At 71.0% G+C, this 26864-nt stretch carries 20 protein-coding genes; 15 read left to right on the top strand and 5 right to left on the bottom strand.

Annotation, left to right across the window (positions count from 1 at the left end):
• Positions 1-121: 121 nt before the first annotated feature.
• From LV79_RS03285 to LV79_RS03275, 3 genes are all read right to left on the bottom strand, one after another.
• Entirely contained in the window at positions 122-1786 is a 1665-nt protein-coding gene (locus LV79_RS03285) for a serine hydrolase domain-containing protein (RefSeq protein WP_253831875.1), read from the bottom strand.
• Between the two features lie 124 nt (positions 1787-1910).
• Complete coding sequence (locus LV79_RS03280; RefSeq protein ID WP_253835737.1) at positions 1911-3695, bottom strand: glycoside hydrolase family 3 protein; 1785 nt, start codon at positions 3693-3695, stop codon at positions 1911-1913.
• A 561-nt stretch (positions 3696-4256) separates the two neighbouring features.
• A complete protein-coding gene (locus LV79_RS03275) occupies positions 4257-5087 on the bottom strand; it encodes an HAD-IB family hydrolase (RefSeq protein WP_253831873.1) in 831 nt (276 codons plus the stop codon).
• Positions 5088-5531: 444 nt separating this feature from the next.
• Between LV79_RS03275 and ssd the strand changes: the two genes are divergently transcribed.
• The 8 genes from ssd (at position 5532) to LV79_RS03235 (ending at position 11287) form a co-directional block, all read left to right on the top strand.
• Positions 5532-6587: a septum site-determining protein Ssd gene (gene ssd, locus LV79_RS03270; protein ID WP_253831871.1), complete on the top strand. Its 1056-nt coding sequence runs from the start codon at positions 5532-5534 to the stop codon at positions 6585-6587.
• Positions 6577-7701: a TadA family conjugal transfer-associated ATPase gene (locus tag LV79_RS03265; RefSeq protein ID WP_253831869.1), complete on the top strand. Its 1125-nt coding sequence runs from the start codon at positions 6577-6579 to the stop codon at positions 7699-7701. Before ssd ends, LV79_RS03265 begins: the two co-directional genes overlap by 11 nt.
• 442 nt (positions 7702-8143) lie before the next feature.
• Positions 8144-8782, top strand: coding sequence for a type II secretion system F family protein (locus tag LV79_RS03260; RefSeq protein ID WP_253831867.1), 639 nt, complete (start codon positions 8144-8146; stop codon positions 8780-8782).
• Complete coding sequence (locus LV79_RS03255; protein WP_253831864.1) at positions 8779-9477, top strand: type II secretion system F family protein; 699 nt, start codon at positions 8779-8781, stop codon at positions 9475-9477. The genes LV79_RS03260 and LV79_RS03255 overlap by 4 nt, the downstream gene beginning before the upstream one ends.
• 17 nt (positions 9478-9494) lie before the next feature.
• Positions 9495-9656 (top strand): DUF4244 domain-containing protein, encoded by a 162-nt coding sequence (locus LV79_RS03250; RefSeq protein ID WP_253831862.1) that lies wholly within the window; start codon positions 9495-9497, stop codon positions 9654-9656.
• Positions 9653-9979, top strand: coding sequence for a TadE family type IV pilus minor pilin (locus tag LV79_RS03245; protein ID WP_253831860.1), 327 nt, complete (start codon positions 9653-9655; stop codon positions 9977-9979). The genes LV79_RS03250 and LV79_RS03245 overlap by 4 nt, the downstream gene beginning before the upstream one ends.
• Positions 9976-10350, top strand: coding sequence for an Rv3654c family TadE-like protein (locus LV79_RS03240; protein WP_253831858.1), 375 nt, complete (start codon positions 9976-9978; stop codon positions 10348-10350). Before LV79_RS03245 ends, LV79_RS03240 begins: the two co-directional genes overlap by 4 nt.
• A 310-nt stretch (positions 10351-10660) precedes the next feature.
• Entirely contained in the window at positions 10661-11287 is a 627-nt protein-coding gene (locus LV79_RS03235; RefSeq protein WP_253831856.1) for a bifunctional DNA primase/polymerase, read from the top strand.
• Positions 11288-11910: 623 nt separating this feature from the next.
• Here the strand turns inward: LV79_RS03235 and sftH are convergent.
• Positions 11911-14232 carry a DEAD/DEAH box helicase gene (sftH, locus tag LV79_RS03230; protein ID WP_253831854.1) on the bottom strand — a complete coding sequence of 774 codons (2322 nt, stop codon included), beginning with the start codon at positions 14230-14232 and terminating at the stop codon, positions 11911-11913.
• A 254-nt stretch (positions 14233-14486) separates the two neighbouring features.
• Here sftH and LV79_RS03225 point away from each other — a divergent pair, with 254 nt between their 5' ends.
• The 7 genes from LV79_RS03225 to LV79_RS03195 all read left to right on the top strand — a co-directional run bounded on the left by LV79_RS03225 (position 14487) and on the right by LV79_RS03195 (position 25304).
• Positions 14487-16790, top strand: coding sequence for a sodium-translocating pyrophosphatase (locus LV79_RS03225; RefSeq protein ID WP_253831853.1), 2304 nt, complete (start codon positions 14487-14489; stop codon positions 16788-16790).
• Positions 16791-16936: 146 nt separating this feature from the next.
• A complete protein-coding gene (locus LV79_RS03220; RefSeq protein WP_253831851.1) occupies positions 16937-17575 on the top strand; it encodes a hypothetical protein in 639 nt (212 codons plus the stop codon).
• Between the two features lie 29 nt (positions 17576-17604).
• A complete protein-coding gene (locus tag LV79_RS03215) occupies positions 17605-18108 on the top strand; it encodes a hypothetical protein (RefSeq protein WP_253831849.1) in 504 nt (167 codons plus the stop codon).
• A gap of 101 nt (positions 18109-18209) precedes the next feature.
• Entirely contained in the window at positions 18210-18812 is a 603-nt protein-coding gene (locus tag LV79_RS03210; RefSeq protein WP_253831847.1) for a hypothetical protein, read from the top strand.
• Between the two features lie 143 nt (positions 18813-18955).
• The gene (gene topA / locus LV79_RS03205) at positions 18956-21820 is read left to right on the top strand and encodes a type I DNA topoisomerase (RefSeq protein WP_253831845.1); all 2865 of its coding nucleotides are present in this window, start codon (positions 18956-18958) and stop codon (positions 21818-21820) included.
• A 284-nt stretch (positions 21821-22104) separates the two neighbouring features.
• A complete protein-coding gene (locus LV79_RS03200) occupies positions 22105-24114 on the top strand; it encodes a bifunctional MFS transporter/dTMP kinase (protein WP_253835735.1) in 2010 nt (669 codons plus the stop codon).
• On the top strand, positions 24114-25304 hold the full coding sequence (locus LV79_RS03195; protein WP_253831843.1) for a DNA polymerase III subunit delta': 1191 nt from the start codon (positions 24114-24116) through the stop codon (positions 25302-25304). Before LV79_RS03200 ends, LV79_RS03195 begins: the two co-directional genes overlap by 1 nt.
• Here the strand turns inward: LV79_RS03195 and LV79_RS03190 are convergent.
• A complete protein-coding gene (locus tag LV79_RS03190; RefSeq protein WP_253831841.1) occupies positions 25301-26839 on the bottom strand; it encodes a hypothetical protein in 1539 nt (512 codons plus the stop codon). The genes LV79_RS03195 and LV79_RS03190 overlap by 4 nt on opposite strands.
• Between the last annotated feature and the right edge of the window lie 25 nt (positions 26840-26864).

Genomic DNA, 26864 nt, shown 5'->3' with positions numbered 1-26864 from the left:
ACAAGACGGTGCATGACATCTGGCGGCAACGCTACCCAAATGTGTCCGTACCGGTCGTCGCCCCTGGTTGGGGCTTGCCCACCGCATCGCTGGACGAACGCGGATTGTTAGCGTCCGAAGGTCAACGAGTTTTGGGCTCCCACCCGAGCGGGCGTATCAAGTGGGGTTGTTTCTCACCGTTGAGCAGGATTCGGCTACCGTCGGTGACGGTGATTCGATCAAGTGTCACCCCTCGCCCGCTGTAGCGACTGTCTGTGACAAACCGCCAGCGAACGGTGATCTGCGTTCCGACCGGCGCAATCGCGTGGACTGTCCACCAACTGCGGTGCCCAGAACCGGACAAAGCGGTGACTTCCCCCTCTGGCGCGCCCGGTCCGGAGACCCGCAGTGGCAGCGGGCGCCAGGTCCCGCCGTCGTCCACTTCGACCACGAGGCTGTCGCCCGCGTCCGTGTCGACGAATGCGGCGAAGCTCACCGTGACAGGGCCGGTCGCCCGCAGCGGGGGAGTGAGGAGCGTCGCGCCGCCGGTCGCGGTGTACCAGGCCGTTGGACCCTGGCGCGGTCGTACCGCGAGCGCTCTGGACAGGCCGGTCGCCAGCGCCTCCCGCGCGGAGTTGATCGAACCGTTGGTGCGCACGGGGTGGACGCGGTTGGTCAGCAGGATCGCGATGGACCGCGACGCCGGGTCGAGCACGAGCGAGGTACCGGTGAACCCGGTGTGCCCGGCGGTCCGGGGGCCGGAGAGGCCGCCCATGTACCAGCGCTGGTCCAGCTCGAAGCCGAGGCCGTGGGCGTTACCGGGGTAGGCGGCGTTGTGGTTGGTCAACATCTCCCGGACGGTGGCCTCCCGCAGGATGCGCTTCCCTCGGTAGGTACCGCCGTTGAGGATCGTCTGCCCTAGGACGGCGAGGTCTCGCGCGGTCGAGAAGATCCCGGCGTGCCCGGCTACGCCGCCGAGCGACCAGGTGTTCTCGTCGTGGACCTCGCCTCGGACCATCCCGCGTGCCGGTGCCGTTTGGTACTCGGTCGCGGCGATCCTGTCTCGCTTGCTGGTCGGAGGGTTGTAGCCGGTGTCGGTTAGCCCCAACGGCTTGGTGATCCTCTTAGCGACAACGACGTCCAACGGCTCCCCGCGTAGGCGCTCCACCAGGACGCCGAGGGTGATGAGGTTGAGGTCGGAGTAGGTGTAGACGCTGCCCGGTGGCGCTGACGGCGCGTGGTCCATGACGGCCTTGATCCGCGAGGCCTTATCCGGGTAGTCCCGCCAGAGCAGGATGAACGGCTCCAGACCCGAGGTGTGCGTCAACAGCTGCTTGACGGTGATGGTGGCCTTGCCGTTGACCCCGAACTCCGGCAGGTAGGTCGCCACGGGCCGGTTGATGTCCACCTTCCCGTCGTCGACCAGGCCGAGCACGGCGATGGAGGTGAACAGCTTGGTCACCGACGCGACGTCGAAGATGGTGTCGACCCGCATCGGCACCTGTTGGTCGGCGGGGAGCTCGTTGGTGGCGTCCGCGTAACGCACAGCCTTACCGGTCGCGGTCCGATCGACGATGACCCCGTCGTGGACGAGCAGCGTCACGGCGCCGGGGAAGAGCGGGCTGTTCGCGATGGTGGCGTTGGCTGCCGCTATCGGAGCCGGATCAAGACCGGCGGCCTGAGGGCTACCTTCGCGGAGCACCGTTGTCGGTGGTGCGAAGCCGGACATCGGTTGGTCGAACCTGCCCGCTGGCGCTACCGCTGTGACAGCCACGACCGCTACCGCCGCTCCGAGTTGTACGAGCACCGCCCCCACCTTTCACGGATACACCGGGACCCACTCCCGCAAGCGCTTGCCCGCGTCGACGATGTCGAACAAGAGGATGCCCACGCCAGGGGCGATCGCACTGGGTCGCGCAGCCGGTCGGCGGCTACCAGGTCAGGCCGTGGTCATAGGGGTACAGCGGCAGCGCCGGGTCATTGCCCAGGTACACGTCGACCGGCAGCTTCCCGCGCGGGGAGGCCTCGCCGAAGAGCACCCGGGTAAGAGACTCCAGGGAGACCGCCCGCCACGAGTAGGTCGCGACCCAGTTCGGAGCGCTGGCGAACCCCGCGTCATAGGGCACCTGGGTGGCGACGGCGACGACAGGTACACCTGCGTCCACTAGCCCTGCCACGAGCGAGCGCTGCTCGACGTTACCGGCGAGGTTGTTGGTCAGCACCACTACGAGGTCGACGCCCTTGGCAGCGGCTACCGCGCGGCCGATGGTCGCAACCGACGGTCGCGTGCCCGTCGGGAGGGCGTTCGCCGTCGAGCCCCGCACGGCGATCGCGGCGGCGAGGGTGTTGGGGGAGTTGTCGGGGTTCCCCGTGTCGCCCACCCCGGTCACCAGGACCCGGCCGGGCGTCGTGCGCAGCGGCAGCGTCCCGTCGGTCGCCAGCACGGTGGTGGTGCGGTCGGTCAACCGCTGGACCGCCGCCTTGTGCTCCGGCGCCCCGACCAGCCGACCGACTGTGCGTTCATCCACCAGCGGTTGGGTCAAGATCCCACGCTTCCACTTCAGCGCAAGGATCCGCCGCACGCTCTCATTGATCCGGCTCTCGGTGAGCCTGCCTGAACGGACCGCGTTAAGCACCGACTCTTGCGCCAACGCGAGGTCGGGCGGCATGAGCAACTGGTCGACACCGGCCTCTAGCGCCAAGACCGGGATCTCGGCGTCCCCGAACATCTCCCGCACGCCCTGCATGGCCAGCGAGTCCGTGACGACGACGCCCGTGAAGCCCAACTCCTGCCGCAGCAACCCGGTGATGATCGGCCGCGACACCGTGGCGGGTACCCCGGACGGGTCGAGGCTCGGGAACTGGATGTGCGCCGTCATGATCGAGTCCACCCCGGCCTCGACCGCGGCTCGGAACGGCGGCAGGTCCACTGCCCGCCACTCCTCGGCGGTCCTGGTGATGGCGGGTAGGCCGGTGTGGCTGTCCGTCGCGGCGTCGCCGTGCCCGGGGAAGTGCTTGGCCGACGCCGACACGGTGTCGGTCGGCTTGCCGCTGGACTGGTAGCCGCGCACCTCGGCGGTCACCATGTCCGAGGTCAGGTCCGGGCGCGCGGAGAAGGCGCGGGCACCGATCACCGGGTTGCGCGGGTTGGAGTTCACATCCGCGACCGGGGCGAAGTTCTGGTTGATGCCCATCGCCCGCAGCTCGTTGCCGTTAACGCTGGCCAGCGTCCGCGCGTCGGCAGCACTACGGCCAGCTCCTAGCGCCATCGCGCTGGGGTACTCGGTAGCAGGCGCGGGGACTCTAGTGACGTTCCCGCCCTCCTGGTCGATAGCGATGACCAGCGGCAGGTTGGGAGCCGAGTTGAGCACGGCCCGCTGCAGGCCGTTGGAGAACGCCGCGAGCTGGGCGGGACTGTCGACGTTGTCGGTACCGGAGTTGTTGAAGTAGATGACCCCGCCGACCTGGTAGCGCCTGACCACCTCGGCGGGGGTGTCCACGCCGTAGCGCTCCCGGTTGGTGGGATGGGCCTCGGCCGCCGACTTGCCCCAGACGGACACCACGAACAGCTGACCCACCCGCTGCTCGAGCGGCATCCGGCGCAACCGGGCATCGATCCAGGCGTGCATGACCGCATCCTGGCTCAGCGGCGGCCCCGGCTTGGTCCGCGCACCGTCCTCCGGGGCGCTCCCGGGGGCGACGACCAGCGGGGACATGACCACGGCTGCGGCACAGGCACACGCGGCGACCACGGCGGTGAGCGACCAGCGGAGGGCGCGAGTGGACAACTGCGGTCTCCCATGCTGTGAGTTCTTCACCACAAACGGGGGCATCACGGTGAAGTTACCCAGTGCCGGGAGCGGTGGTCAACGCGGGGAAACGATTTGGGCGGTCCCGCTCCGGAGAGCGGGACCGCCCAAAGTCGCGGCGCGAATCACTCGGGTTACCAAGCGTGCAACTGAAGTCGTACCTACCTGGCCTCGGCGTCCGGCGTCCCGGTACGCAGTCCCTTGACGACATGCCTCCCGCGGCGTGCTGCGCGTGGGTGCTCCGGTGATCGCGCACGGAGCCCGCTCGGGGTGGATCGGAGCTTCTCTTCGCTCCGTCCCTGGCCGACTCGGGGTCCGCACCACCTTTCTACCCAGTGGCGAAGGTCACTTCAAGGGCACTTTCGTGTGCACCGGTCAAGGTCTGCGAAAGCGTCGACCGCGACTGCCCGTGAGCGTAGGCTGCCTCGCCTGCCCCGGTGGAGATCCCTTGTACCGGGCGGGATCCGGTCATCTCCTTCGACGGCGGTGCAGTCCGTACCAGGCGGCACCCGCGGTGGCGACCGCGCCGAGCCCGATCGCGGTCACCGCGACGGCCGTCCCCGACGGCGCGTGGAACCGCGACCGCAGCGACACCGGCTTGGTGAACGTCAGCACCGGCCAGTCCCGCTCGACCGCCAGCTTGCGCAGCCCGCGGTCCGGGTTGACCACCGACGGCTTGCCCACCGCCTCGAGCATCGGCAGGTCGGTGCTCGAATCGGAGTAGGCGTGGCTGGCCGCGAGGTCGTAGCCGAGCTCCGCTGCCAGTTCCCGGATCGCGGTCGCCTTGTTCGGGCCGTAGCAGTAGAAGTCGATCTCCCCGGTGTAGCGGCCGTCCACGGCGACCATCCGGGTGCCCACGCTGTGCGTCGCCCCGATCATCGCCGCGATGGGGGCGACGATCTCCTCGCCGGAGGCCGACACCACCACCACGTCGTGCCCGTCCGCCTTGTGCGAGGCCACCAGTTCCGCGGCCTCGGCGTACACCAACGGGTCGACGATGTCGTGCAGCGTCTCCTCCACGATGGACCGCACCTGCTCGACGTCCCAGCCCTCGCACAACGCCGTCAGGTGCGCGCGCATCCGCTCCACCTGGTCGGCGTCGGCGCCGGACGAGGCGAACACGAACTGCGCGTAGGCGCTCTTGAGCACCCCGCGCCGGTTGATCAACCCGCCCTGGAAGAACGGCCTGCTGAACGCCAGCGCGCTGGACTTGGCGATCACCGTCTTGTCGAGGTCGAAGAAGGCCGCCACCCGACCGGGCGCGGACGTGGGCGCCGCTGCCGCGACGGAGTCGTTCACCGGCTCAGCATAGGAGCCGCCCACCGGTGGACCGTTGCCCCGATGTCGGCCGATGCCGTGGAAAGCGCACGTGGACGGTCGTGCGCGAGGTCTCTGCGGAACTCGGCAGGGTGTCTTCTGCCGTATGTGGCCATCGAACGCCGTGGAGGGGATACAGTATTGCTACCCGGCTTTCGAGCCGGGCCGGTTCAGTCCGACCCCCCGGGGCTGAACCCGCTGACGACCCCCGCCCCTCCCCCCTGGCGGGGGTCGTCCCATTTCCGGGACAAGGCAGCCCCCTCCAGCTTGCCCTAGGCGACCGACACTCCGCTGTCCTGACCCGCTGCGCGGTGCCCGAGTTGTCCACAACCCCGCCAGCCATCCACAGCCTGACCAGGCCTCTTCCCGTCGTTGCCAGTTTCACCAGATTCTGGTCACAGCACCGGCGAACGACGAGGAGGAGCCATGAACCGACCCACCGCGTGGCTGCGGGACGAGACCGTTCTCGAGCACGTGCTGCGGCTGTGCGCCGCGGCCGCCACCGAGCCCGACCGCGCTGATCGGGTGCCCGACGTGCGCGCCAGGTGGCCGAGCGCGCCCTTGGTCCTGCTCGACGAGCCTGCCGCCGCGGCCTGCGCGGACGCGGGATTGCCCCGCCGCAAGGGCGTCGTGCTCGTCGTCGCGGGCCCACCACCGCCGAGCAGTTGGGAACACGCGGTGCGCCTGGGCGCCGAGCGGGTCGTCTCACTGCCGGACGACGAACCGTGGTTGGCCGCTGCTCTCGCCGATGTCGCGGAGGCGCCCGCGGGCACGGAGGGGCGGGTGCTCGCGGTCATCGGCGGCAGCGGCGGGGCGGGTGCCTCGGTGTTCGCCACGGCGGTCGCGCTCACGGCTGTCCGCTCGGGGACGAACGCGTTGCTGGTCGACTGCGACCCGATGGGCGGCGGTCTCGACCTGTTGCTCGGCGCCGAAGACGAGCCCGGGTTGCGCTGGCCGGATGTCCGGCTGCGCACCGGTCGCGTGCCGGTGTCCAGTCTGCACACTTCGTTGCCGGGTAGGACTAAGGGCAAGTCACGGCTGACGTTGCTCTCGGGCGCTAGGGAGGGCGCGGGGCCGTCGCCGGACGCGGTGGTCGCCGTCATGGAGGCGGGCAAGCGGGCCGGGGAGACGGTGGTGTGCGACCTCCCGCGTGCTCCGGATCAGACGACCCGGGCCGCGCTCGACCGCGCCGACCTCACCGTGGTCGTGGTGCCTGCCGATCTCCGTGCCACCGCCGCGACCCGTCGACTCGCGACCTACCTTGCCTCCCAAGGTATCCACCCATCGTTGGTTGTTCGCGATCCGGCTCACCTTCGCCCACCGGACATAGCCAAGGCGGTAGACCTACCTCTGCTCACCACCTACCGCCGTGACCGAGCGCTGCCGACCCGTCTCGACGAGGGCAGCTTTCCGGTGCGCGGCTCTCTCTCCCGTGCCAGTAAGGCAGTCCTGGCCGCGTTGGGGGCCAGTCGTGTCCGCTGACCTGATCGAACGGGTCCGGCGGCGGTTGGTGGGTGGGGGAGTGGAGGTGTCCCCGTCCGTCGTGGCGGACGCGGTGCGGGCCGAGGTGGGGGTGGTCGGCGACCGGGACGTGCTGTCCGCGCTCACCTTGCTGCGCCAGGAGTTCGTCGGTGCCGGGCCGCTCGAGCCGTTGCTGCGGGATGTGGGCACGACCGACGTCCTGGTCACCGCGCCGGACCAGGTCTGGGTCGACGGGGCAGCGGGCCTGCGCCGGACCGAGGTCCGGTTCCCCGACGAGGCCACCGTCCGCAGGCTCGCGCAGCGGCTGGCCATGGCCGCGGGGCGGCGCTTGGACGACGCACAGCCCTATGTGGACGGTTGGCTACCCGGCGGTCAGGTTCGGTTGCACGCTGTCCTGCCGCCGGTGGCCGACCACACCTGCCTGTCGCTGCGCGTCTTGCGGCCCGCCAACCACCGCTTGGCCGACCTCCAGGCTCTCGGCACCTTCGACGCCGAGGTCCACGAGCTGCTCACGGCGATCATCACCGCCCGCCTCGCGTTCCTCGTCACCGGCGGCACCGGCGCGGGCAAGTCGACCCTCCTGGCCGCGATGCTCGGCGCCGTTCCCGCCCACGAACGCGTCATCTGCGTCGAGGACGCGGGCGAACTCCACCCCGACCACCCCCAGTTCATCCGCCTCGTGGCCCGCCCACCCAACATCGAGGGCGCGGGCGAGGTCACCCTGCGCGACCTCATCCGCCAAGCCCTCCGCATGCGCCCCGACCGCGTGGTGGTCGGCGAGGTCCGCGGCCCCGAGGTGATCGACCTCCTCACCACCCTCAACACCGGCCACGACGGCGGCGCGGGCACCGTCCACGCCAACTCCCCCCAAGAACTCCCCGCCCGCCTAGAAGCCCTAGCCGCCCTCGGCGGCCTCGACCGAGCCGCCCTGCACACCCAACTCACCGCCGCCATCCACGTGATCCTCCACATGCACCGCACCCCAACCCGCTCCCTCACCGAAATCGCCATCCTCACCCCAACCCCCCGCACCGTCTACAAATCCGGCACCTGGACCCAACACCGCCCCCTCCTCTCCGCCCTACTCACCTCCAGAGGCATCCCATGGTCATAACCCACCCCACGCCCCTGTCTCCGGCTCGGTCGCCACACCACCGCCAACTCACCACCGCCGATCAACACCGCCCCCCACACAGGCTCGGTGCACCGTCTTCGTCTCCGGCAGCGCATGCCGACTCGATCTCTTCCCGAGATCGCCGTTTTCGCGTCACATCCTTGTTTCGTCAGCAAAGCAGGCGCCGGGATCTAGCGCCGTCCTCTCTTGTTCGCCCTGCGCCGCGATGTCCGCAACTCGCCGGGGGTCTGGCGCGTGGAAGCCGCATCGCCAGGAGTGCGGGTCGGAGTGGTGGGTGGCGGGGTGTGCCGTGGTTCTAGTGCTCTTGGCGTTGGCGGCATTGGCCTGGCCGTCGAGCCGGGCTGGGCGTCGGTTGCGGCGGCTGGCGGGAGTCCCGGCCCGGCATCGGTTGCGGCGGCCCAAGTCTGACGGGCTCTTGGTCATGCTGGGGGTCGTTGGCGGCTGGATGTTGTTGGGGATCGGCGGCGCGGTTGCGGCTGCTCTGGTTGGGGTTGCGCTCTGCTACCGGCGGCGGTTGCGGGCGCGGCAGAAAGGGCAGTTGGCCGAGTTGGAGGAGCTCAGTGAGGCTGTGGCTGGCCTCGTGGCCGAGTTGGCGACTGGTGCGCATCCCGTCACCGCCGCGGAGCAGGCCGCGCGGGAAGCTCCCTCGGCGGCGGCGGAGACCTTGCGGCTGATTGCTACAGCGTCGCGGTTGGGTGGGGAGTCGGATGTTGGGCCTTTTCAGCTTCGGCAGGCTTGGCACCTCACTGCTCGTCACGGTGTGCCGTTGGTGACCACCTTGTCCGCCGTCGCGCAGGACTTGGCTCATCGGGCGCGCTTCAGTCGAGCTGTCCAGGCGAGGCTCGCGGGGCCGCAAGTCAGCGCTGCCCTTCTGTCCGGGCTTCCCGCCGTCGGCTTGGCGCTGGGGCAGGCCACTGGGGCGCGGCCGTTCGATGCGTTGGCCACCACCCTCCTCGGCCAAGCCGCCCTGACCTTGGGAGCCCTCCTCACCGCCGTTGGCCTCATCTGGACCACCCGCATCACCACCCGCGCGGTTCCAACTCAAGCGAGGTCAGCGTGATCGCGGCGGTTCTGCTGCTGGCGATGGCGGTGCTCGTCGGTAAGCCGCACGCGCCGGGGAGGCGGCGGTTTCGGCGGGTCATGGGCCTCACCGGGTTCACGAGGCCGACATGGTTGGTGCCTGTGTTCGTGGCCGTCGCGGTGGCGAGTGTGGGGGTGGTGGTCGGCGGTGTCGTCGTGGGCCTCGTTGTCGGCGTCGCGGGGTGGTGGGGTGCGCGCTGGCTCCTCCGGCCGCGGCAGGACAAGGTGGACGACCTTCGGCTGGCCGCGACCTGGGACATGCTCGCGGCGTGCCTCCGGGTCGGTATGCCAGTGCCGACCGCCATCTTGGCTGTGGGCGAGGGCTTACCCGGTCGCGCGGGGTCGGTTCTGCGCGATGTGGCTGAGCAACTGGCGCTCGGAGCCGATCCCCGGCAGGCGTGGGCCACGGCGGTCGAGAGTCCGGAGACGGCGGCCCTCGCTCGGGCTGCCCGGCGCACCGCGCGGTCTGGGGCGGCGCTCGCGGAGGTCGCCAGCCGGTTGGCTGGCGACGTCCGGGCCGGGGTGGACCACGCCGCTGAGGCGCGGGCACAGCGCGCCGGGGTGCTCATCACCCTGCCGCTGGGGCTCTGCTTCCTGCCCGCCTTCCTCTGCGTCGGCGTGCTGCCCGTGGTCATCGGGCTGGCCGCGCGGGCGTTCCACCTATCACTGTCCTAACTAGACTGGAGCTACACGTGCACGGATTCATCCAGGACGAGACCGGGTCCATGTCCATCGAGTACGCCCTGTGCGTCATGGCCGGGTCGCTCATCGCCGGTGTGCTGATCGCAGTCCTCATCAGCCAGTCGGTGGCCGACGCGTTGACCAAGCTCATAGCTGACGCGTTGTCGCCATGAAGGGAGAACGCGGATCAGTCACCGTCGAGGCGGCGTTGGTCATCGGCGCCATCGTCACCGCCCTGCTGCTCGCCATCACCGCGGTCGCCGCTGCGGCTGACCACGTGCGCTGCCTGGACGCCGCCGCTCAGGCAGCGCGGTTGGCGACAAGAGGCGACTTCGCCCAAGCCCGAGCGGCCGCGGTTCGCTCGGCCCCGAACGACGCCACCATCACCATCCACACCAGCGGGGACACGGTCGCTGTCACCGTGAACACCAACCACCCGCTGTTCCCCACTCACGTCACCGCCTACGCGGTGCTCGAACCCGGTGTCCCGCCGTGATCCGCGCGCCGGACCGCGACGGCGGGTTCGCGACGGTTTTGGCGGCGTGGGTGATCACCGGGCTGCTCTCAGTGGTACTCATGGTCCTGACGTTCGTCGGCGCCGTGTCCGCCCGGCACCGAGCGGAGGGTGCTGCTGATCTCGCCGCGCTCGCCGCGGCAGCCCACGTGCTGGACGGGGTCGAGCAGGCGTGCGCGCGGGCCGAGTGGGTCGCGGAGCGGATGGCCGCGGAGCTCGTCCGGTGCGCGGTGAGCGGCTGGGACATAACGGTTGAGGTAGCCGTTCGACCGGTCGCGGTGGTCGGCGCCGCGCGCGCCGTCGCCAGGGCCGGTCCGGTCAGCGGCGGCCAAGCGGTCGGCTCCGGACGGTGAACGGCATCACAGGATGGCCTGGGCCGGACGGGTGGCGCCGCTGATCACCCACCGTGGCGATGGGCGTTTTCGCAGCTCACGGGCCTGCTCGCCGGGTCTCGACGGTGCGGTGTACGGCCGTGTGTGGACCTCGCGGGGGTGTGCGGGTGACCGGTTGGCCGAGTTTGGTCGCTCCGGTCGGCTCACCTGTCGTTTACCTCGCCAGAGCGACCAGTTGTCGACGACGAGTTTCGTACAGCGTCCTCGATGCCGTTGAGTCATGTGTAGGGCGCCGGACCGGCTCCCGTACCCCGAGGAGGCAGTGCCCGAGATGTTGGGAACCGTGAGGTCGGACAACTGGCGGCGAGCGTTCCGCGTCGAGCTGCGCGCCGAGGCGATCGGTCTCGCGTTCCGCGGTTGGCCGGTGCTCCCGGGTACCTACCCGGTCGCTGGCCACTGGGCCGGTCGTGACGGTTCCGAGGACACCACCGGCCCCGTGCCGGTGCACGCCGACTGGCAGGAGCGGTTGGGCACCAAGGCCGAGCAGGTCGCCACCTGGTGGACCGGGCAGCCCTACAGCCTGCTGCTGGCCACCGGCCGCGGCTACGACGCCATCGAGGTCGGCGACGAGCTCGGCAGGCGCGCGGCGGGTGTGCTGCGGTCGGTCGGGCTGCCGGTGCCGATCATCGCCACCCCGGAGCACCGCTGGTTCTTCCTCACCCGCACCGGTTCCGCCCTCACCCCCGAGCTCGCCGCCAACCCCGATGTCGCGCTGCGCGGCGAGGGCGACTGGATCACCCTGCCGCCCAGCCCGTTCCAGCACGGCGTCGTGCACTGGCGGGTCAAGCCCGAGGTGTGCGGCTGGCAGATCCCGACCACCGAGACCGTCCAGGACGCACTGCTCGACGCCGTCCGCGAGCCGGGCACCCGCACGCTCGTCACCACCGCCCGCGACTGACCACACCAGACCCACCACACCACCACCCACCGTGGTGGACCGGATGACGCCCTCCCGCCCGGGCGCCGGTCGACCACACCAGCCTGTCCACCGGGCCGACGCCCACTCCCGCCCGAGTGCGTCCCCGAAGGACAGGTAGCCAGCCGAGCGAAGCAGGAGCCTTCGGACTCCCGCGCCACGCCACGGACAGGGACGAGCAGTCGACACCCCGCCCCGGGACGACCGCCCTGCACCCGGCACCGACCCGCCTCCCGGTGCCGCACAGCAGGTCTGGGAACTCCCCGTCGACGTCCCGCGCACACATCCGTGGCGAACCGCGGTAGCAGCCCGAAGCCCCCGAGCTCGGCGGCATGCGGCGCGCCGGGAAGCGCGACCGGTCCAACACCGGTCGCCCCCGGCGCGCTGCCGCATCCAGACCCACTCACCCCAGTCGCGCGCTGGTGGTTTGGCCATGGCGGCCGATGCGCTCAGGCCGCGTGGCCCCCAACAGGACTTGAGCCTGCGAGCCCCCGTGTCCGATAACGGTGCCCATGTAGAAACGGCCCTCCGGAGAGGCATCGGCGGTGAGGCGCGGCCTCTGGCAGGACTCGAACCTGCGACCAAGAGCTTCCGAGGTTCGAGAGTCAGGCCGGGCCGTGGCGGAGGGACTGGAGGACGACGCGGAGGACTTTGAGGGCGCCGGGTTTGTTGAGGGGTTCGTTGCCGTTGCCGCACTTGGGGGATTGGACGCAGCTGGGGCAGCCGGTGGGGCAGTCGCAGGCGGTGATGGCTTGGTGGGTGGCTTGGAGCCAGGGGAGGAGGGCGGCGTGGCCGCGGTCGGCGAAGCCGGCGCCGCCGGGGTGGCCGTCGTGGACGAAGATCGTCGGGTGGCCGGTGTCGGGGTGCAGGGCGGTGGAGACGCCGCCGATGTCCCAGCGGTCGCAGGTGGCGAAGAGGGGGAGCAGGCCGATCGCGGCGTGTTCGGCGGCGTGGAGGGAGCCGGGGATCTCGTTGCGCGCCAAGCCCGCGGCGGACAGCAGGTCCGTGTCGATGGTGTACCAAACCGCGCGGGTGGTGAGAGTTTGCTCCGGTAGGTCCAACGGCACCTGGTCCAGGATCTGGCCTGACGGCAGGCGGCGGAGGTAACCGACGACCTGGGACGTCACTGCTACCTCGCCCAGGCACACGTTCACACCGCCGAAAGCCTGTTGCGACAGCGTCGACAGCACCGTGATGTCCACGACCTCACGCGGCGAGGTAGACCAGTCCGGGCTTTCCGCGTGTACCAGCGCTAGAAGCCCGTCCAAGTCCAACTCGTCGACGACGTAAGAGCGCCCTTGGTGCAGGTACAGCGCTCCCTCGTGCACCGTCGAGCAAGCCTTGCCCTGGCCTACCGTCCCCAGCATCCGCCCGGAGTCTGCTTCCACGACCGCGACCTGTTCGCCGCCTGACCCCCGGATGTCGACCGCGCCCTGTGGACGGTCGCGCGAGGTCCAGTACCAGCCGTTGGGGCGCCTGCGCAGGGTCCCGGACTCCACCAGGGAGTCGAGCACCGCGCGTGCCCCAGGGCCGAACGCGGGCAGGCACGCCTCGGTCAGCGGTAGCTCCGCCGCCGCGCACGCCAGTTGCGGGGCCAGCACGTATGGGTTGCCCGGGTCGGTGACCGTCGCCTCGACCGGCTTGTCCAAGATCGCCGCCGGGTGGTGCACGAGGTAGGTGTCCAACGGGTCGTCCCGCGCGACGAACACCACCAGCGCCGAGTCCCCGGACCGCCCGGCGCGCCCGGCCTGCTGCCAGAACGACGCCAGGGTCCCCGGGTACCCCGCGACCACCACCGCGTCCAACCCGGCGATGTCGACCCCGAGTTCCAACGCGTTCGTGCTCGCCACGCCGAGCAGCTCACCGGAGGCCAGCGCCTGCTCCAGCGCGCGCCGCTCCTCCGGCAGGAACCCCGCGCGGTAGGCGGCGACCCGGCCCGACAACTCCGGGTCCACCTCGTCCAGGATGCGCCGGGCGCCGAGGGCCGTCAGCTCCGCGCCGAGCCGGGACCGCACGAACGCCAGCGACCGCGCGCCCTCGATCACCAGGTCGGCCAGGATCCGCGCGCTCTCCGCACCGGCCGAGCGCCGGACCGGGGCGCCGTTCTCGCCGGAGAGCTCCGTCAGCGGCGGCTCCCACAGCGCCACCGTCCGCGAGCCGCGCGGTGAGCCGTCCTCGGCCACCGCCGCACAGTCCACACCGGACAGACGGGTGGCCGAGGCGGCCGGGTCCGACACCGTCGCCGACGCCAGCACGAACACCGGGTCGGCGCCGTAGCGCAGCGCGACCCGGCGCAGGCGGCGCAGCAGCAGCGCGACGTGCGACCCGAACACGCCCCGGTACGCGTGGCACTCGTCGACCACCACGTACCGCAGGCGCCGGAAGAACGACGTCCAGCGGCCGTGCGCCGGGAGGATGCCGCGGTGGACCATGTCCGGGTTGGTGAAGATCCACCTGGCGTGGGCGCGCACCCAGTCGCGCTCGACCATCGGGGTGTCGCCGTCGTATGACGCCGCGCGCAGGTCCGGTAGCTCCAACTCGTGCACCGCGCGCAGCTGATCGGCCCCCAATGCTTTGGTGGGCGAGATATAGAGAGCAGTCGCGCGCTGGTCCTCCGTCAGCGCTGTCGCCACCGGTAGCTGGTACGCCAACGACTTCCCGGAAGCCGTACCGGTCGCGATCACCACGCTGCGACCCGCGTACGCGTGCTCCGCCGCGGCCACTTGGTGAGTCCACGGCGTGTGCACCCCGGCGCGGCCGAAGGCGGCGCGCACGGCCTCGGGTGTCCACGCGGGCCACGGCGCGGTGGACTCGGCGCGGGCGGGCAGTTCGGCGACGTGGGTGACCGGGTCCTCGCCGCTGGCCACCCCGGCGAGCACTCGGCGGAGCAGGACGGCGCCACGGTCGGTCGCCGCGTCGACAGTCACCCGTCGAGCTTCGCACACGCCGCCGACAGCGCCGGAGCGGGTTGAGTTGATCATGAGATTTTGGTCACAGTCCGCCCGCGTAACATCACTTACCGTGCACGGTATGGGACAGCTCGCGTAGGTGATCCGCTTTACCAATAGACTCCGCCGACATCCCACCGATTGTGGTGGCGCACACGCGAAAACGGGGTCGGTAGACGTCTTGTGGTAATGGCGGATGTCGGCGCTGTACAGGCAGATCATCAGGAGGACGGATGTCCGGGCAGTTCCTCGCGGAGGGCCTGACGCTCACCGGCGGAGACCGCGGTGTAGTCGCCGTGGTCGCCGTGATCGCCCTCGCCGCTCTTGCCGTCGGCTATGTCTTGCTCAAGGAGGTCCTGGCCGCCGGTCAGGGCACCGTGAAGATGCAGGAGATCGCCAAGGCGGTTCAGGAGGGCGCGGCGGCTTATCTCAAGCGGCAGCGCAACACACTTCTCATCTTCGGTACAGCCGTGTTCCTGCTGCTGTTCCTGCTACCCGCCGACAGCGCGAGTGAACGGATAGGCCGCTCGCTGTTCTTCCTGGTCGGCGCCGTCTTCTCGTTCACCATCGGCTACCTGGGCATGTGGCTGGCGACCCAGGCCAACCTGCGGGTCGCCGCCGCGTCGATCGAGGACGGCGGCCGGGAGAAGGCCACCAGGATCGCCTTCCGCACCGGTGGCGCGGTCGGCATGGCGACCGTCGGCCTCGGCCTGTTCGGCGCCGCGATCGTGGTGCTCGTCTACACCGGCACCGCGCCCAAGGTGCTGGAGGGCTTCGGCTTCGGCGCCGCGCTGATCGCGATGTTCATGCGCGTCGGCGGCGGCATCTTCACCAAGGCGGCCGACGTCGGTGCCGACCTGGTCGGCAAGGTCGAGCAGAACATCCCGGAGGACGACCCGCGCAACGCCGCCACCATCGCCGACAACGTCGGCGACAACGTGGGTGACTGCGCGGGCATGGCCGCCGACCTGTTCGAGTCCTACGCGGTGACCCTGGTCGCCGCGCTCATCCTGGGCAGCACCGCGTTCGGCGCGTCCGGGCTGCTGTTCCCGCTGATCGTCCCCGCCCTCGGCGTGATCACCGCGATGCTCGGTGTCTACATCACCAAGGTCCGCCCGGGGGAGAACGGCCTGACCGCGATCAACCGGTCGTTCTACATCTCCGCGCTCTTCTCCGCCGTGCTGTGCACCGCGGCGGCGTTCATCTTCCTGCCCGGCTCGTTCTCCGAGCTGGTCGGCAGCACCGAGACCAACACCGCGGGCAGCCCCGCGGTGATCGCCGCCGTCGCGGTGATCATCGGCATCGTGCTGGCTGGCGTGATCCTCTGGCTGACCGGCTACTACACCGGCACCGAGCACAAGCCGGTCAAGGAGGTCGGCAAGACCTCGCTGACCGGTGCGGCCACGGTGATCCTGTCCGGCATCTCGGTCGGGTTCGAGTCCGCCGTCTACACCGCGATCGTCATCGGTGCCGCGGTCTACGGCGCGTTCCTGCTCTCCGGTTCGGTCGTGGTGGCGCTGTTCGCGATCGCCCTGGCTGGCTGCGGCCTGCTGACCACGGTCGGCGTGATCGTCGCGATGGACACCTTCGGCCCGGTCTCCGACAACGCGCAGGGCATCGCCGAGATGTCCGGTGACGTGCACGGCGAGGGCGCGCAGATCCTCACCGAACTCGACGCGGTCGGCAACACCACCAAGGCCATCACCAAGGGCATCGCGATCGCCACCGCCGTGCTGGCCGCGACCGCGCTGTTCGGCTCCTACCAGGACGCGATCCGGCAGGCGCTGGGCAAGGTCGGTGGCGCGCTCGACGCCGACTCGTTGAGCACGTCGTTCTCGTTCATCGTGTTCAGCCCGAACGTGCTCGTCGGCATCATCATCGGTGCCGCGGTCGTGTTCATGTTCTCCGGTCTCGCGGTCAACGCGGTGACCCGCGCCGCCGGTGCGATCGTGTTCGAGGTGCGCCGCCAGTTCCGCGAGATCCCCGGGATCATGGAGGGCACCGGCAAGCCCGAGTACGGCCGCGTGGTCGACATCTGCACCCGCGACTCGCTGCGCGAGCTGGCCACCCCCGGTCTGCTCGCGGTGCTCGCCCCGATCGCGGTCGGGTTCGGGCTCGGCGTCGGCCCGCTGGCCGGTTACCTCGGCGGCGCCATCGCGACCGGCACGCTGATGGCGGTGTTCCTCGCCAACTCCGGTGGCGCGTGGGACAACGCGAAGAAGCTGGTGGAGGACGGCAACCACGGTGGCAAGGGGTCCGACGCGCACGCCGCGACGGTCATCGGCGACACCGTCGGCGACCCGTTCAAGGACACCGCGGGCCCGGCCATCAACCCGCTGATCAAGGTCATGAACCTGGTGTCGGTGCTGATCGCGCCCGCCATCGTGACCCTGTCGGTCGGCGTCGACGCGTCCACCGGCGCCCGGGTCGGCATCGCGCTCGGCGCGGTCGTGCTGATCGTGGCGGCCGTGGTGGTCTCGAAGCGCCGCGGTACCGCTATCGCGGACACCCCGGCGGAGACGACGGCGAACGTCTAAGCACGTCCCGGAAAACCCCGTTGAGGCAGGTCCCGTTCGCGGGACCTGCCTCATCCGGTCTGCGGGGGTTCACCGGACCGTGGGAGCATCTTGGGCATTCGCCGGGCGGGTCCCCGGACAACCAAGGCAATGCAAGGAGACATGACATGGCACGTCGACTCGTCGCTATCACCGCGGCGGCCGCTGCCCTCACCATCAGCCTCACCGGCTGCGGCGGCAGTGACACCGCTGGCGGTGGCTCCTCGAGCGGCGCGGCGGCCACCACGACCACCGCGACCTCCGAGGCCTCCGGCGGCGACGCCACCGCGTGGGCGGAGAAGGTCTGCGCCGCCGTCGCCCCCCAGGTGACCGCGCTCGCCGCCCAGCCGCAGATCGACCAGAGCGACCCGGTCAAGGCGCAGGCCTCGCTGGTGGACTACCTGGACAAGTTCTCCGGCGCGCTGGACAAGATGATCAGCAGCTTCTCCGACGCCGGTGACCCGCCGGTCGCCGACGGCAAGGCACTGGTCGCCAAGGCCACCGGCGCGCTGGAGGAGGCCAAGACCGCGGTGGAGACCGCCAAGACCAACCTGGCCGCCGCCTCCCCGTCGGACCCGGCCGCCTTCCAGGCCGCGTTCGTCAAGGTCGGCGAGGACCTGCAGGCGCTGTCCAAGCTGGAGGACCCGACCAAGGGCCTGCGCGGTAGCGCGGCGCTGGACAAGGCGTTCAAGGAGGCCCCGAGCTGCAAGAAGCTCGACCTCGGCGAGTCCGCGTCCGGCACCGCGAGCAGCACCCCGACCTCCTGATCACCAGGCGCACCGGGCTGGTAGTCGCCGTGGCGGGCGCGGTGCTCGCCACGGCGTGCTCGGCCGCGCCCGACCCCGACCCGTCCGCCCTGGTCGCCTGGGCCGACCGGTTCTGCGCGGTGGTCGCCGACACCGCGGTGGTGTTGGCGACCCCGCTGCCGGACATCGATCTCGCCGACCCGGACGCGGCCCGCACCGCGCTGGCCGCCTACCTCGCCGCCGTCACCGACGGCCTCAGCCGCGCCGTGTCGGGCATCGACGCGCTGGCACCGTCGCCGATGACCGGTGGGGACCGCGCCGCGCACGTCGCCGCCGACACCTACCGCGGTCTGCGCGCCCCGCTCGACGAGGCGCGGACCGTGCTCGACGACAACGCCACCGCGCACGTCCTGGCGGAGGTCGCGGGTGAGGTGGCCCCCGAGGTGGCCGCGCTCGACCTCGCCGACCCGCTCGCCGGTACCGCGGGCTCCGACTTCACCCGATGGGCCGAACGCGCGCCCCAGTGCGACCGGGTGCCCGCGCTGCGCGGTTGACCCCGACGGCCCGCGACGTTCCTCCGTTCGGGGTAATTCCGGTGCCGACCGGGCGTCTCGATCCTTTACCGTGCTCGAACTGCTGTTCTATTCTGAGCGCCGTGGCGCAGCAGATGTCGTTCTTCTCCGCCGAGGCGCGCCACCCCGCGGTCGCCGACCTCGCGGGTCTGCTGTGCGGGCCGGGGCAGGCGGTGCTCTTCGCCAGGGCCACCGCACGGCTGGTGGTCCCCGTCGACACCCCGTGGCGGATGAAAGCCCTGGTCAGGGCCTGTGCTGAGCGAGGAATCCGCGCCGAGGTGGACACCGGGGACGACGGCGCGCGGTGCTTGCGGACCGCGTTCCGGGTCGACCTGGCGCCGCTGGCCGCCGCCTGGGGCGGTGGCGCGGGCAAGGCCGTGCCCGCCGGGTTCGTCCCCGATGGTGCCGCGTTGCGGATGTGGGTCGCCACGGTCGGGCACTGGTCCGACGCCGCCTACCTGCTGCCGCTCGACCCGGCCGCGCCCGGCACCCACGAGCCGCTCCTGCTCGCCCTCGCGCAGTGCGGTTTACCTGCGACTATGCACCAGACGGATGACGGCGGGCCCGCGTTGCGGTTGATCGGCAGGCGGCGGCTCGGCAGGCTCCGCGAGTTGGTCGGGGCACCGGCCGCGACCGGGTGCGCGGAGCAGTGGCCCGCGGTTTCCCGGATGCGCGCCGTGTCCTGACCGTGCTACAGGTGGAAAAAGGGCCATACTTCGTCGGCTGATCCGCCGTGCTGGGGCAACCTGGGAGAGACCGGCCCCGGCGCGGCGTGCACACTGGCAGGCTGACGCGGGACGGACACGGGGTAAAGAAGAGAGCGGGACACGTGGCAGGCGCGACAGGGACGCAGGGAAACGGCGACGGCACCGGCGGTGCCGAGCCACGTCGGCTCGTGATCGTCGAGTCGCCCGCCAAGGCGCGCAAGATCGCCTCCTACCTCGGGCGCAACTTCGTCGTCGAGTCCTCCCGGGGCCACATCCGCGACCTGCCGCGCAAGGCGGCCGAGGTGCCGGAGAAGTTCAAGGGCGAGACCTGGTCGAACCTGGGCGTCAACGTCGACAACGGCTTCGAGCCCATCTACATCGTCACCCCGGACAAGAAGTCGACCGTCACCGAGCTCAAGGGCCTGCTCAAGGACGTCGACGAGCTCTACCTGGCGACAGACGGCGACCGCGAGGGCGAGGCCATCGCCTGGCACCTGCTCGAGGCGCTCAAGCCCAAGGTGCCGGTGCGCCGGATGGTGTTCCACGAGATCACCGAGCCCGCCATCCTCGCCGCCGCGCAGAACACCCGCGACCTCGACCGCGACCTGGTCGACGCCCAGGAGACCCGCCGCATCCTCGACCGGCTCTACGGCTACGAGGTCAGCCCGGTCCTGTGGAAGAAGGTCATGCCGAGGCTCTCGGCTGGCCGCGTGCAGTCGGTGGCGACCAGGATCGTCGTGCAGCGCGAGCGCGAGCGGATGGCGTTCATCGCGGCGAGCTACTGGGACATCTCGGCGTCGATGGACGCCGGTGCCGAGGCCGAGCCGCGCAACTTCGGTGCCCGGCTGCTCTCGGTCGACGGCACCCGCCTGGCCACCGGCCGCGACTTCGGTCAGGACGGCAAGCTCAAGGGCAGCACCGAGGTCCTCTTGCTCGAAGAGGCCGAGGCACGCCGTCTTACCGCCGCGCTGGACGGGGCAGCTCTCACCGTCTCCAGCGTCGAGGAGAAGCCGTACACCCGTAAGCCCTACGCGCCGTTCATGACGTCGACGTTGCAGCAAGAGGCGGGCCGCAAGCTGCGCTTCGGCTCCGACCGCACGATGCGCACCGCGCAACGGCTCTACGAGAACGGTTACATCACCTACATGCGTACCGACAGCACCACGCTGTCGGAGACCGCGATCCAGGCGGCCCGTTCGCAGGCCTCGGACCTCTACGGCCCGCAGTTCGTGCACCCGACCCCGCGCCAGTACACGCGCAAGGTGAAGAACGCCCAGGAGGCGCACGAGGCCATCCGCCCCGCCGGTGAGGTGTTCCGCACCCCCGGCCAGGTGGCGGGCGAGCTGGAGACCGACGAGTTCCGCCTCTACGAGCTGATCTGGCAGCGCACCATCGCCTCCCAGATGGCCGACGTGCGCGGCACCACGATGACCGTGCGGATCACCGGCAACGCCACCAGCGGCGAGGAGTGCGTGTTCTCCTCCTCCGGTCGCACCATCACCTTCCCCGGCTTCCTGCGCGCCTACGTCGAGGCCGTGGACTCCGAGGCCGGTGGCGAGGCCGACGACGCCGAGCGCCGCCTGCCGCTGCTGACCAAGGGCCACGCGGTCACCGCGACCGACCTCGGCGCCGACGGGCACACCACCAGCCCGCCGCCGCGCTACTCCGAGCCGAGCCTGGTCAAGGCGCTCGAAGAGCTGGGCATCGGCCGCCCGTCGACCTACGCGTCGATCATCAACACCATCCAGGACCGCGGCTACGTGTGGAAGAAGGGTTCCGCGCTGGTCCCGTCCTGGATCGCGTTCTCGGTGATCGGCCTGCTCGAGCAGCACTTCGGCAGGCTGGTCGACTACGACTTCACCGCGGCCATGGAGGAGGAGCTCGACGGCATCGCCGCGGGCACCCAGCAGCGCACGAACTGGCTGTCCGGGTTCTACTTCGGCGGCGCGGTCGGCCCCGAGGGCTCGGTCGGGCGCTCCGGCGGGCTCAAGAAGCTGGTCGGCTCCGGTGTCGAGCACATCGACGCCAAGGTGGTGAACTCCATCGAGGTGTTCGCCGACGACCAGGACCGCCCGGTCGTGGTGCGCGTCGGCCGGTACGGGCCGTACCTGGAGCGCGAGGTCGACGGCGCGGCGCAGCGGGCGAACCTGCCCGAGGACCTGCCGCCCGACGAGCTGACCGTCGAGATCGCCGAGAAGCTGTTCGCCACCCCGGTCGAGGGCCGCTCGCTGGGCACCGACCCGGTCACCGGCAACGAGATCGTGGCCAAGGAGGGCCGCTTCGGGCCGTACGTCACCGAGGTGCTGCCCGAGGTCGAGGAGGCGCCGCCAGCCGAGGGCGCCAAGAAGACCAGGGCCAAGGCCCCGGCCAAGCCCAAGCCGCGCACCGGCTCGCTGTTCAAGACGATGTCGCTGGACGCGGTCACCCTCGAGGACGCGCTGAAGCTGCTGTCGCTGCCGCGGGTGGTCGGGGTCGACCCGAGCAACGGCGAGGAGATCACCGCGCAGAACGGCCGCTACGGCCCGTACCTCAAGCGCGGCACCGACTCGCGGTCGCTGGCCAACGAGGACCAGCTGTTCACCGTCAGCCTGGAGGACGCCCTCAAGATCTACGCCGAGCCGAAGAAGCGCGGCAGGCAGGCCGCGGCGTCCGCGCCGCCGCTCAAGGAGATGGGCAACGACCCGGTCTCCGGCAAGCCGATGGTGGTCAAGGACGGCCGCTTCGGCCCGTACGTCACCGACGGTGAGTTCAACGCCTCGCTGCGCAAGTCCGACAGCGTGGAGACCCTCACCGACGAGCGCGCGGCCGAGCTGCTGGCGGAGAAGCGGGCCAAGGGCCCGGCGCCGAAGAAGGCGGCGGCGCCGCGCAAGGCCCCGGCCAAGAAGACGACCACCGCCAAGACCGCGGCGGCCAAGTCGACCACGGCCAAGACCACCACCGCGAAGGCCACCGCGGCCAAGAAGGCACCGGCCAAGGCGAAGTCCTGACCCGGCAAGATCGCGCGATGCCGCCCGCTCTCAGCGAGGGCCGGCTAGCCTGTGCCGGTCGGGCCGAGTCGGTCACCCGGGTGGACTAGTCCGGTTCGTGGCCGTCAGCCCGGTGTGACCGGGCTCCGGCGTGCTGTGCGCCACCCGGATGAGCAGGTCAGACCTGGTTCCCGGTTACCCTGGGAGCGGGTCGGACCGCGTGGAAGGTGGGTGGGGGTCTGAACGGCGAGAGCAGTGCGGGCACCGGGACGGTCACTGAGACCAGCGCCGGTTCCGAGACCTCGATGGCGCACCGGGCACGCAGTGTGCTCGCCATCCGCCCCTTCCGCAGGCTGTGGGGGGTCACCTACTTGTGCAGCGTGGCCGACTGGCTGTCGCTGCTCGCGCTGACCGGGCTGGTCAGCCAGGCCACCCAGGACTACAAGACGCAGAGCTTCGCCTTCGCCGGGGTGGTGCTCACCCAGCTGCTGCCCGGTCTGCTGTTCGCCCCGCTCGGCGGCCTGTTCGCCGACCGGTTCGACCGGCGCAAGGTGATGGTGTTCGCCGACGTCGGCCGGTTCGGGCTGCTGCTGTCGATCGCCATCGTCGGCTCGCCGCTGTGGCTGTTCGTCGGCAACTTCCTGGTCGGCTTCTGCGCGCTGCTGTGGATCCCGTCCAAGGACGCCGCGGTGCCCAACCTGCTGCGCAGGCCGGACCAGGTCGAGACGGCCAACCAGCTCGGCATGGTGATGACCTACGGCATCGCGGTGATCAGCGCAGGTGGTCTCTACGCGGCCATCACCGGCATCAACACCAACTTCAGCCTGCAGCGCGCCGCCACCGAGAGCGGGGCGTCCGAGGCCGGGGCGACCAGGCTGGTGCTGTTCATCATCGCCGCGCTGTACCTGGCCAGCGCGGTCACCATCGCCACCCGGATCCCGGAGCTGTCGCGGCGGGTGGCCTCCGCGCCGAAGGCCGCGGACTCCGACAAGCCCGACACCAGCGGCGGGTTCGGCGCCATGCTGCGCGACGCGGCCACCTTCGTGCGGACATCGCCGCTGGTGCGCGGCCTGCTCATCGGCATGATCGGCGCGTTCGTCGCGGCCGGGGCGCTCGTCGGGTCGTCCCAGGTCTACGCGACCAGCGTGCTCGGCGGTCAGGCCAGCTTCGGCCTGCTGTTCGTCGCCCTGTTCATCGGCCTGGCCACCGGCATGGGCGGTGCGCCGAAGCTGGCGCGCAAGCTGCCGCGCAACCGGCTGTTCGGCATCGCGATCGTCACCGCGGGCATCGACCTGCTGCTGGTGGCGCTCTCGCCGCACCTGGTGGTCTCGTTGATCACCTGCGCCATCCTGGGCATGTGCGCAGGCGCGGCGTTCCTGACCGGCGTGACGATCATCGGCACCGAGGTCGACGACGCCATCCGGGGCCGGATCAACGCGATCTACCAGTCGCTGATGAAGATCATCTTCGCCGGCGGGATGGCGCTCACCCCGGTGCTGGTCGGCCTGGTCGCCCCGCACAGCATCACCCTGTTCGACCGGTCGATGGTCATCGACGGCACCCGCCCGGTGCTGCTCGGCGCGGGCCTGCTGGCCACCGTGATGGGCGTGCTCGCCTACCGGCAGATGGACGACCGCCGCTCGGAGACGATCCTGTCCGACCTGCGCGCCGCGATCAGCCGCAAGCCGCGCCGCCGGGCGACCGGGCTGCTCATCGCCGTCGAGGGCAACACCCACATCGACACCTCCACCCAGGCCACGCTGCTCGCCGACTGGCTGCGCGCGAACTCCGGCACCGACGTGCTGCTCGCCGCCGACCCCGCGCTCGACGACGTGCGGCTGCGGTCGGTGCTCACCGAGGCGGGCCTCAACAGCGCCCGCGCGCACGCCCTCGTCGCCGCCGCCGTGCGCGCCGACCTGGTGGAACGCGAGATCCAGCCCGCGCTCGCCCGCGGCGCCGTCGTGGTCATGGAGCGGTTCGTCGACAGCCCCCTCGCGCACCTGTCAGTCGCCGCGGGCCTCGACCCGTCGGAGCTGGAGGGCCTGGCGGACTGGGCGACCGAGCGGCTGCGCCCCGACATCACCGTGCTGCTCGACCGGGACCCGGCCACCCTGCCGCCGCGCGCCGGGAACGCGGAGCATCATTGGCACGTGCAGAGCGTGCTCACCGACATGGCCGCCGCCGACCCCGACCGCTACGTGGTGGTCGACGGGGACGGCTCGGCCGCCGACGTCCACGACCGGGTGCTGATCGCGGTCAGGACCACCATGGCGGGCCGCAAGCTGGCCCAGTTCGCGCAGGCGGAGACGCACTGATGGCGGTCTGGTCGCAGCTGGTCGGCCAAACCGAGGCGATCTCGGTGCTCAGCGCGGCCGCCACCGCGGCCGCGGAGCTGGTCGACGGCACCGGGTCCGCGGCGGGCATGACCCACGCCTGGCTGTTCACCGGTCCGCCGGGGTCCGGCCGCTCGGTCGCCGCCAGGGCCTTCGCCGCCGCGTTGGAGTGCACGACGCCGGGCGGGATCGGCTGCGGCGAGTGCCAGGGCTGCCACACGGCGATGTCCGGCACCCACGCCGACGTGCGGATGGTCGTCCCCGAGGGGCTGTCGATCTCCGTGGCGGAGATGCGGGCGCTGGTGCAGACCTCGGCGCGCCGCCCGACCGGCGGGCGCTGGCAGGTCGTGGTGATCACCGACGCCGACCGGCTGACCGAGGGCGCGGCGAACGCGCTGCTCAAGGCGGTCGAGGAACCGCCGCCGCGCACCGTCTTCCTGCTCTGCGCGCCGTCGGACCACCCCGACGACGTGTCGGTGACCATCCGCTCGCGGTGCCGGGTGGTGGCGCTGCGGACCCCGTCGGCGGCCGCGATCGCCGAGGTGCTGCAGCTGCGCGACCGGATCGACGCGGAGACCGCTTCCTGGGCCGCGTCGGTGTGCAGCGGGCACGTCGGCCGGGCCCGGCGGCTGGCCACGGACCCGGCGGCGCGGGAGCGGCGGGACAAGGTGCTGCGCATCCCGATCAACCTGCGGCGGCTGTCGGACGTGTTCGACGCGGCGGACGACCTGGTCAAGACCGCGGAGGCGGACGCGGGCGAGGTCAGCGGGTCGCGCGACGAGGTCGAGAAGGAAGCGCTGAAGACCGCGCTCGGGGCGGGCGGCACCGGCAAGGGCACCGCGTCGGCGACCCGGGGCAGCGCGGGCGCGATCAAGGAGTTGGAGCGTCGGCAGAAGTCCCGGGCGACCAGGACCCAGCGCGACGCGCTCGACCTGGCCCTGGTCGACCTGGCCGGGTTCTACCGCGACGTCCTGGTCACCTCGTCCGGCTCGACGGCCGCGTTGAACCACCCGGACCACTCCGACGGTTCCCGGCAAGCCGCGGCGAAATGGACCCAGGAATCGACCCTGCGCCGGTTGGAAGCCGTTCTCGCCTGCCGCGAGGCCATCGAGTTGAACGTCAAACCGCGCATCGCCGTCGAGTCGATGATCACTCAGCTGTACATGGGTTAGACCCGTTTCCTCCTCGGGAGCGCGGCGACGAGGATGACGCCGATCAGCAGCATTCCGGTGCCGGACCAGAAAATGGGCACGGAATGGTAAGCGGCGTTTGTGTACGCGAGTTGCGGGCCCTTCGGCTGCGGCGCGGGCGGCAGCGGGGCGGTCGGGCTTGCCCCGCAGATCACGCCACCGGTCGGCGCATAGGCCCGTGCGACCTGCTCACCCAGGGAGATCTGAGCTAGCGCGGACGGCAGGTTCGGCAGGCCGAGGGCGTCGGTCGGCAGGACCTGGAGGTCGAGCAGCCGCGCGGTCGCCCCGAGTTGGTAGCCCTTGAACGGCTGCGTGGAGTCCTCGCCCTTCTGGTTCAGCCCGGCCACCGAAAGCCGCAGCACACCCAGGTCCAATTTCGACAGCCCGGCCGGGAGTGCCTGCCCGTTGCCGAGCAGGCCGCCGATGATCGGCAGCTTTTCCGCCGGGTTCTGCAGCGGGATTCCAATGGGGACGTCGAGTTTCGGGTTGGCCGCGTCCAACCGCCCGAGGCTCTTGCCGCCCTGGACGACTTCCAGCACCGGCGCGGTGTACTTGACGGTGGAGGTCGCCTTGTCGCCAGTGGACGTGACGACGAGCGTCGGCTGGCTGACGACGTTGACCGAAAGCTCGAACGGTGTGCCCGCGAGCAGTTTGACCGCCGCCACCTGCATGGTCGAAGTGGACTCGACGGCCTTGTTGGGGGAGCCGGGGATGTCGACCAACCGGACCACCGACCGGGCGGACAGGGTGTTCGGGAGGCTGAGCAGCGCCGTCTTCGTGCTGCCCTGGCCGCTGAGGACGCCGCCGAGGGTGCTGAGGCCGCCGGTGAGGTTCTTCAGCCCGTCGATCACGGCCTGGTCGGCGGCGGGGTCGAGGTTCGGCGCGTCGAACACGCCGGTCAGGTCGGGGGTGCTGGGGAGTGTGGGGATCGCGTTGAGCGCGGACAGGCTGGCTAACTCGGTCGAGGAGTCCGCGATCGTGCCGACGCACGGACCGAGCGTGTCACTCCACTGCGCGTGGACCTGCCCGTTGAGCAGCCCCGCCTTGACCATGGTGTCCAAGGGCGTCGACGGCGGGTTGATCCCCCCGGCCCGGGGCTGCTGGTTCCCCGGCGGCGCCGTCTGCGCCAACGCCCCCGGCGTCTGCGGACTGGCCCCCTGCACCGCGATCCCCCCGGGCGACGCCTGCGCGATGACCTTCTCGAAGCTCAGGTACGCCTCCGAGTTCACCTGCGCGCTCGCCAACCCGAACCCGACCTCGACCCCGGCCTGCTTCGGCAGCTTGTCCTCGGCCCCCGGGATGATCGACCGCGTCGGCGCCGAGTTCGGCAGCAACCGGATCACCGCCAACCCCGTCCCCGCGTCCCCCACCGCCCGCCCCGTCCCCACCGGCACCGCCGCGGGCGGCCCACTCGGATCAACCAGCGGCGGCACCGGCGTAGTCGGCACCTGCGCCGCCGCGGGCCCAGCGCACAACACCAACAACCCCACGACCCCGGGTAAGGCCACCAGCCGCATCCCAGCTCCTCTCGCGCACCTACTC

Source organism: Actinokineospora globicatena, assembly GCF_024171945.1.
GTDB classification, from domain to species: Bacteria; Actinomycetota; Actinomycetes; order Mycobacteriales; family Pseudonocardiaceae; genus Actinokineospora; species Actinokineospora globicatena.
Note: the sequence above shows the minus strand (reverse complement) of the source record. Positions and strands in the feature narration are given on the sequence as shown.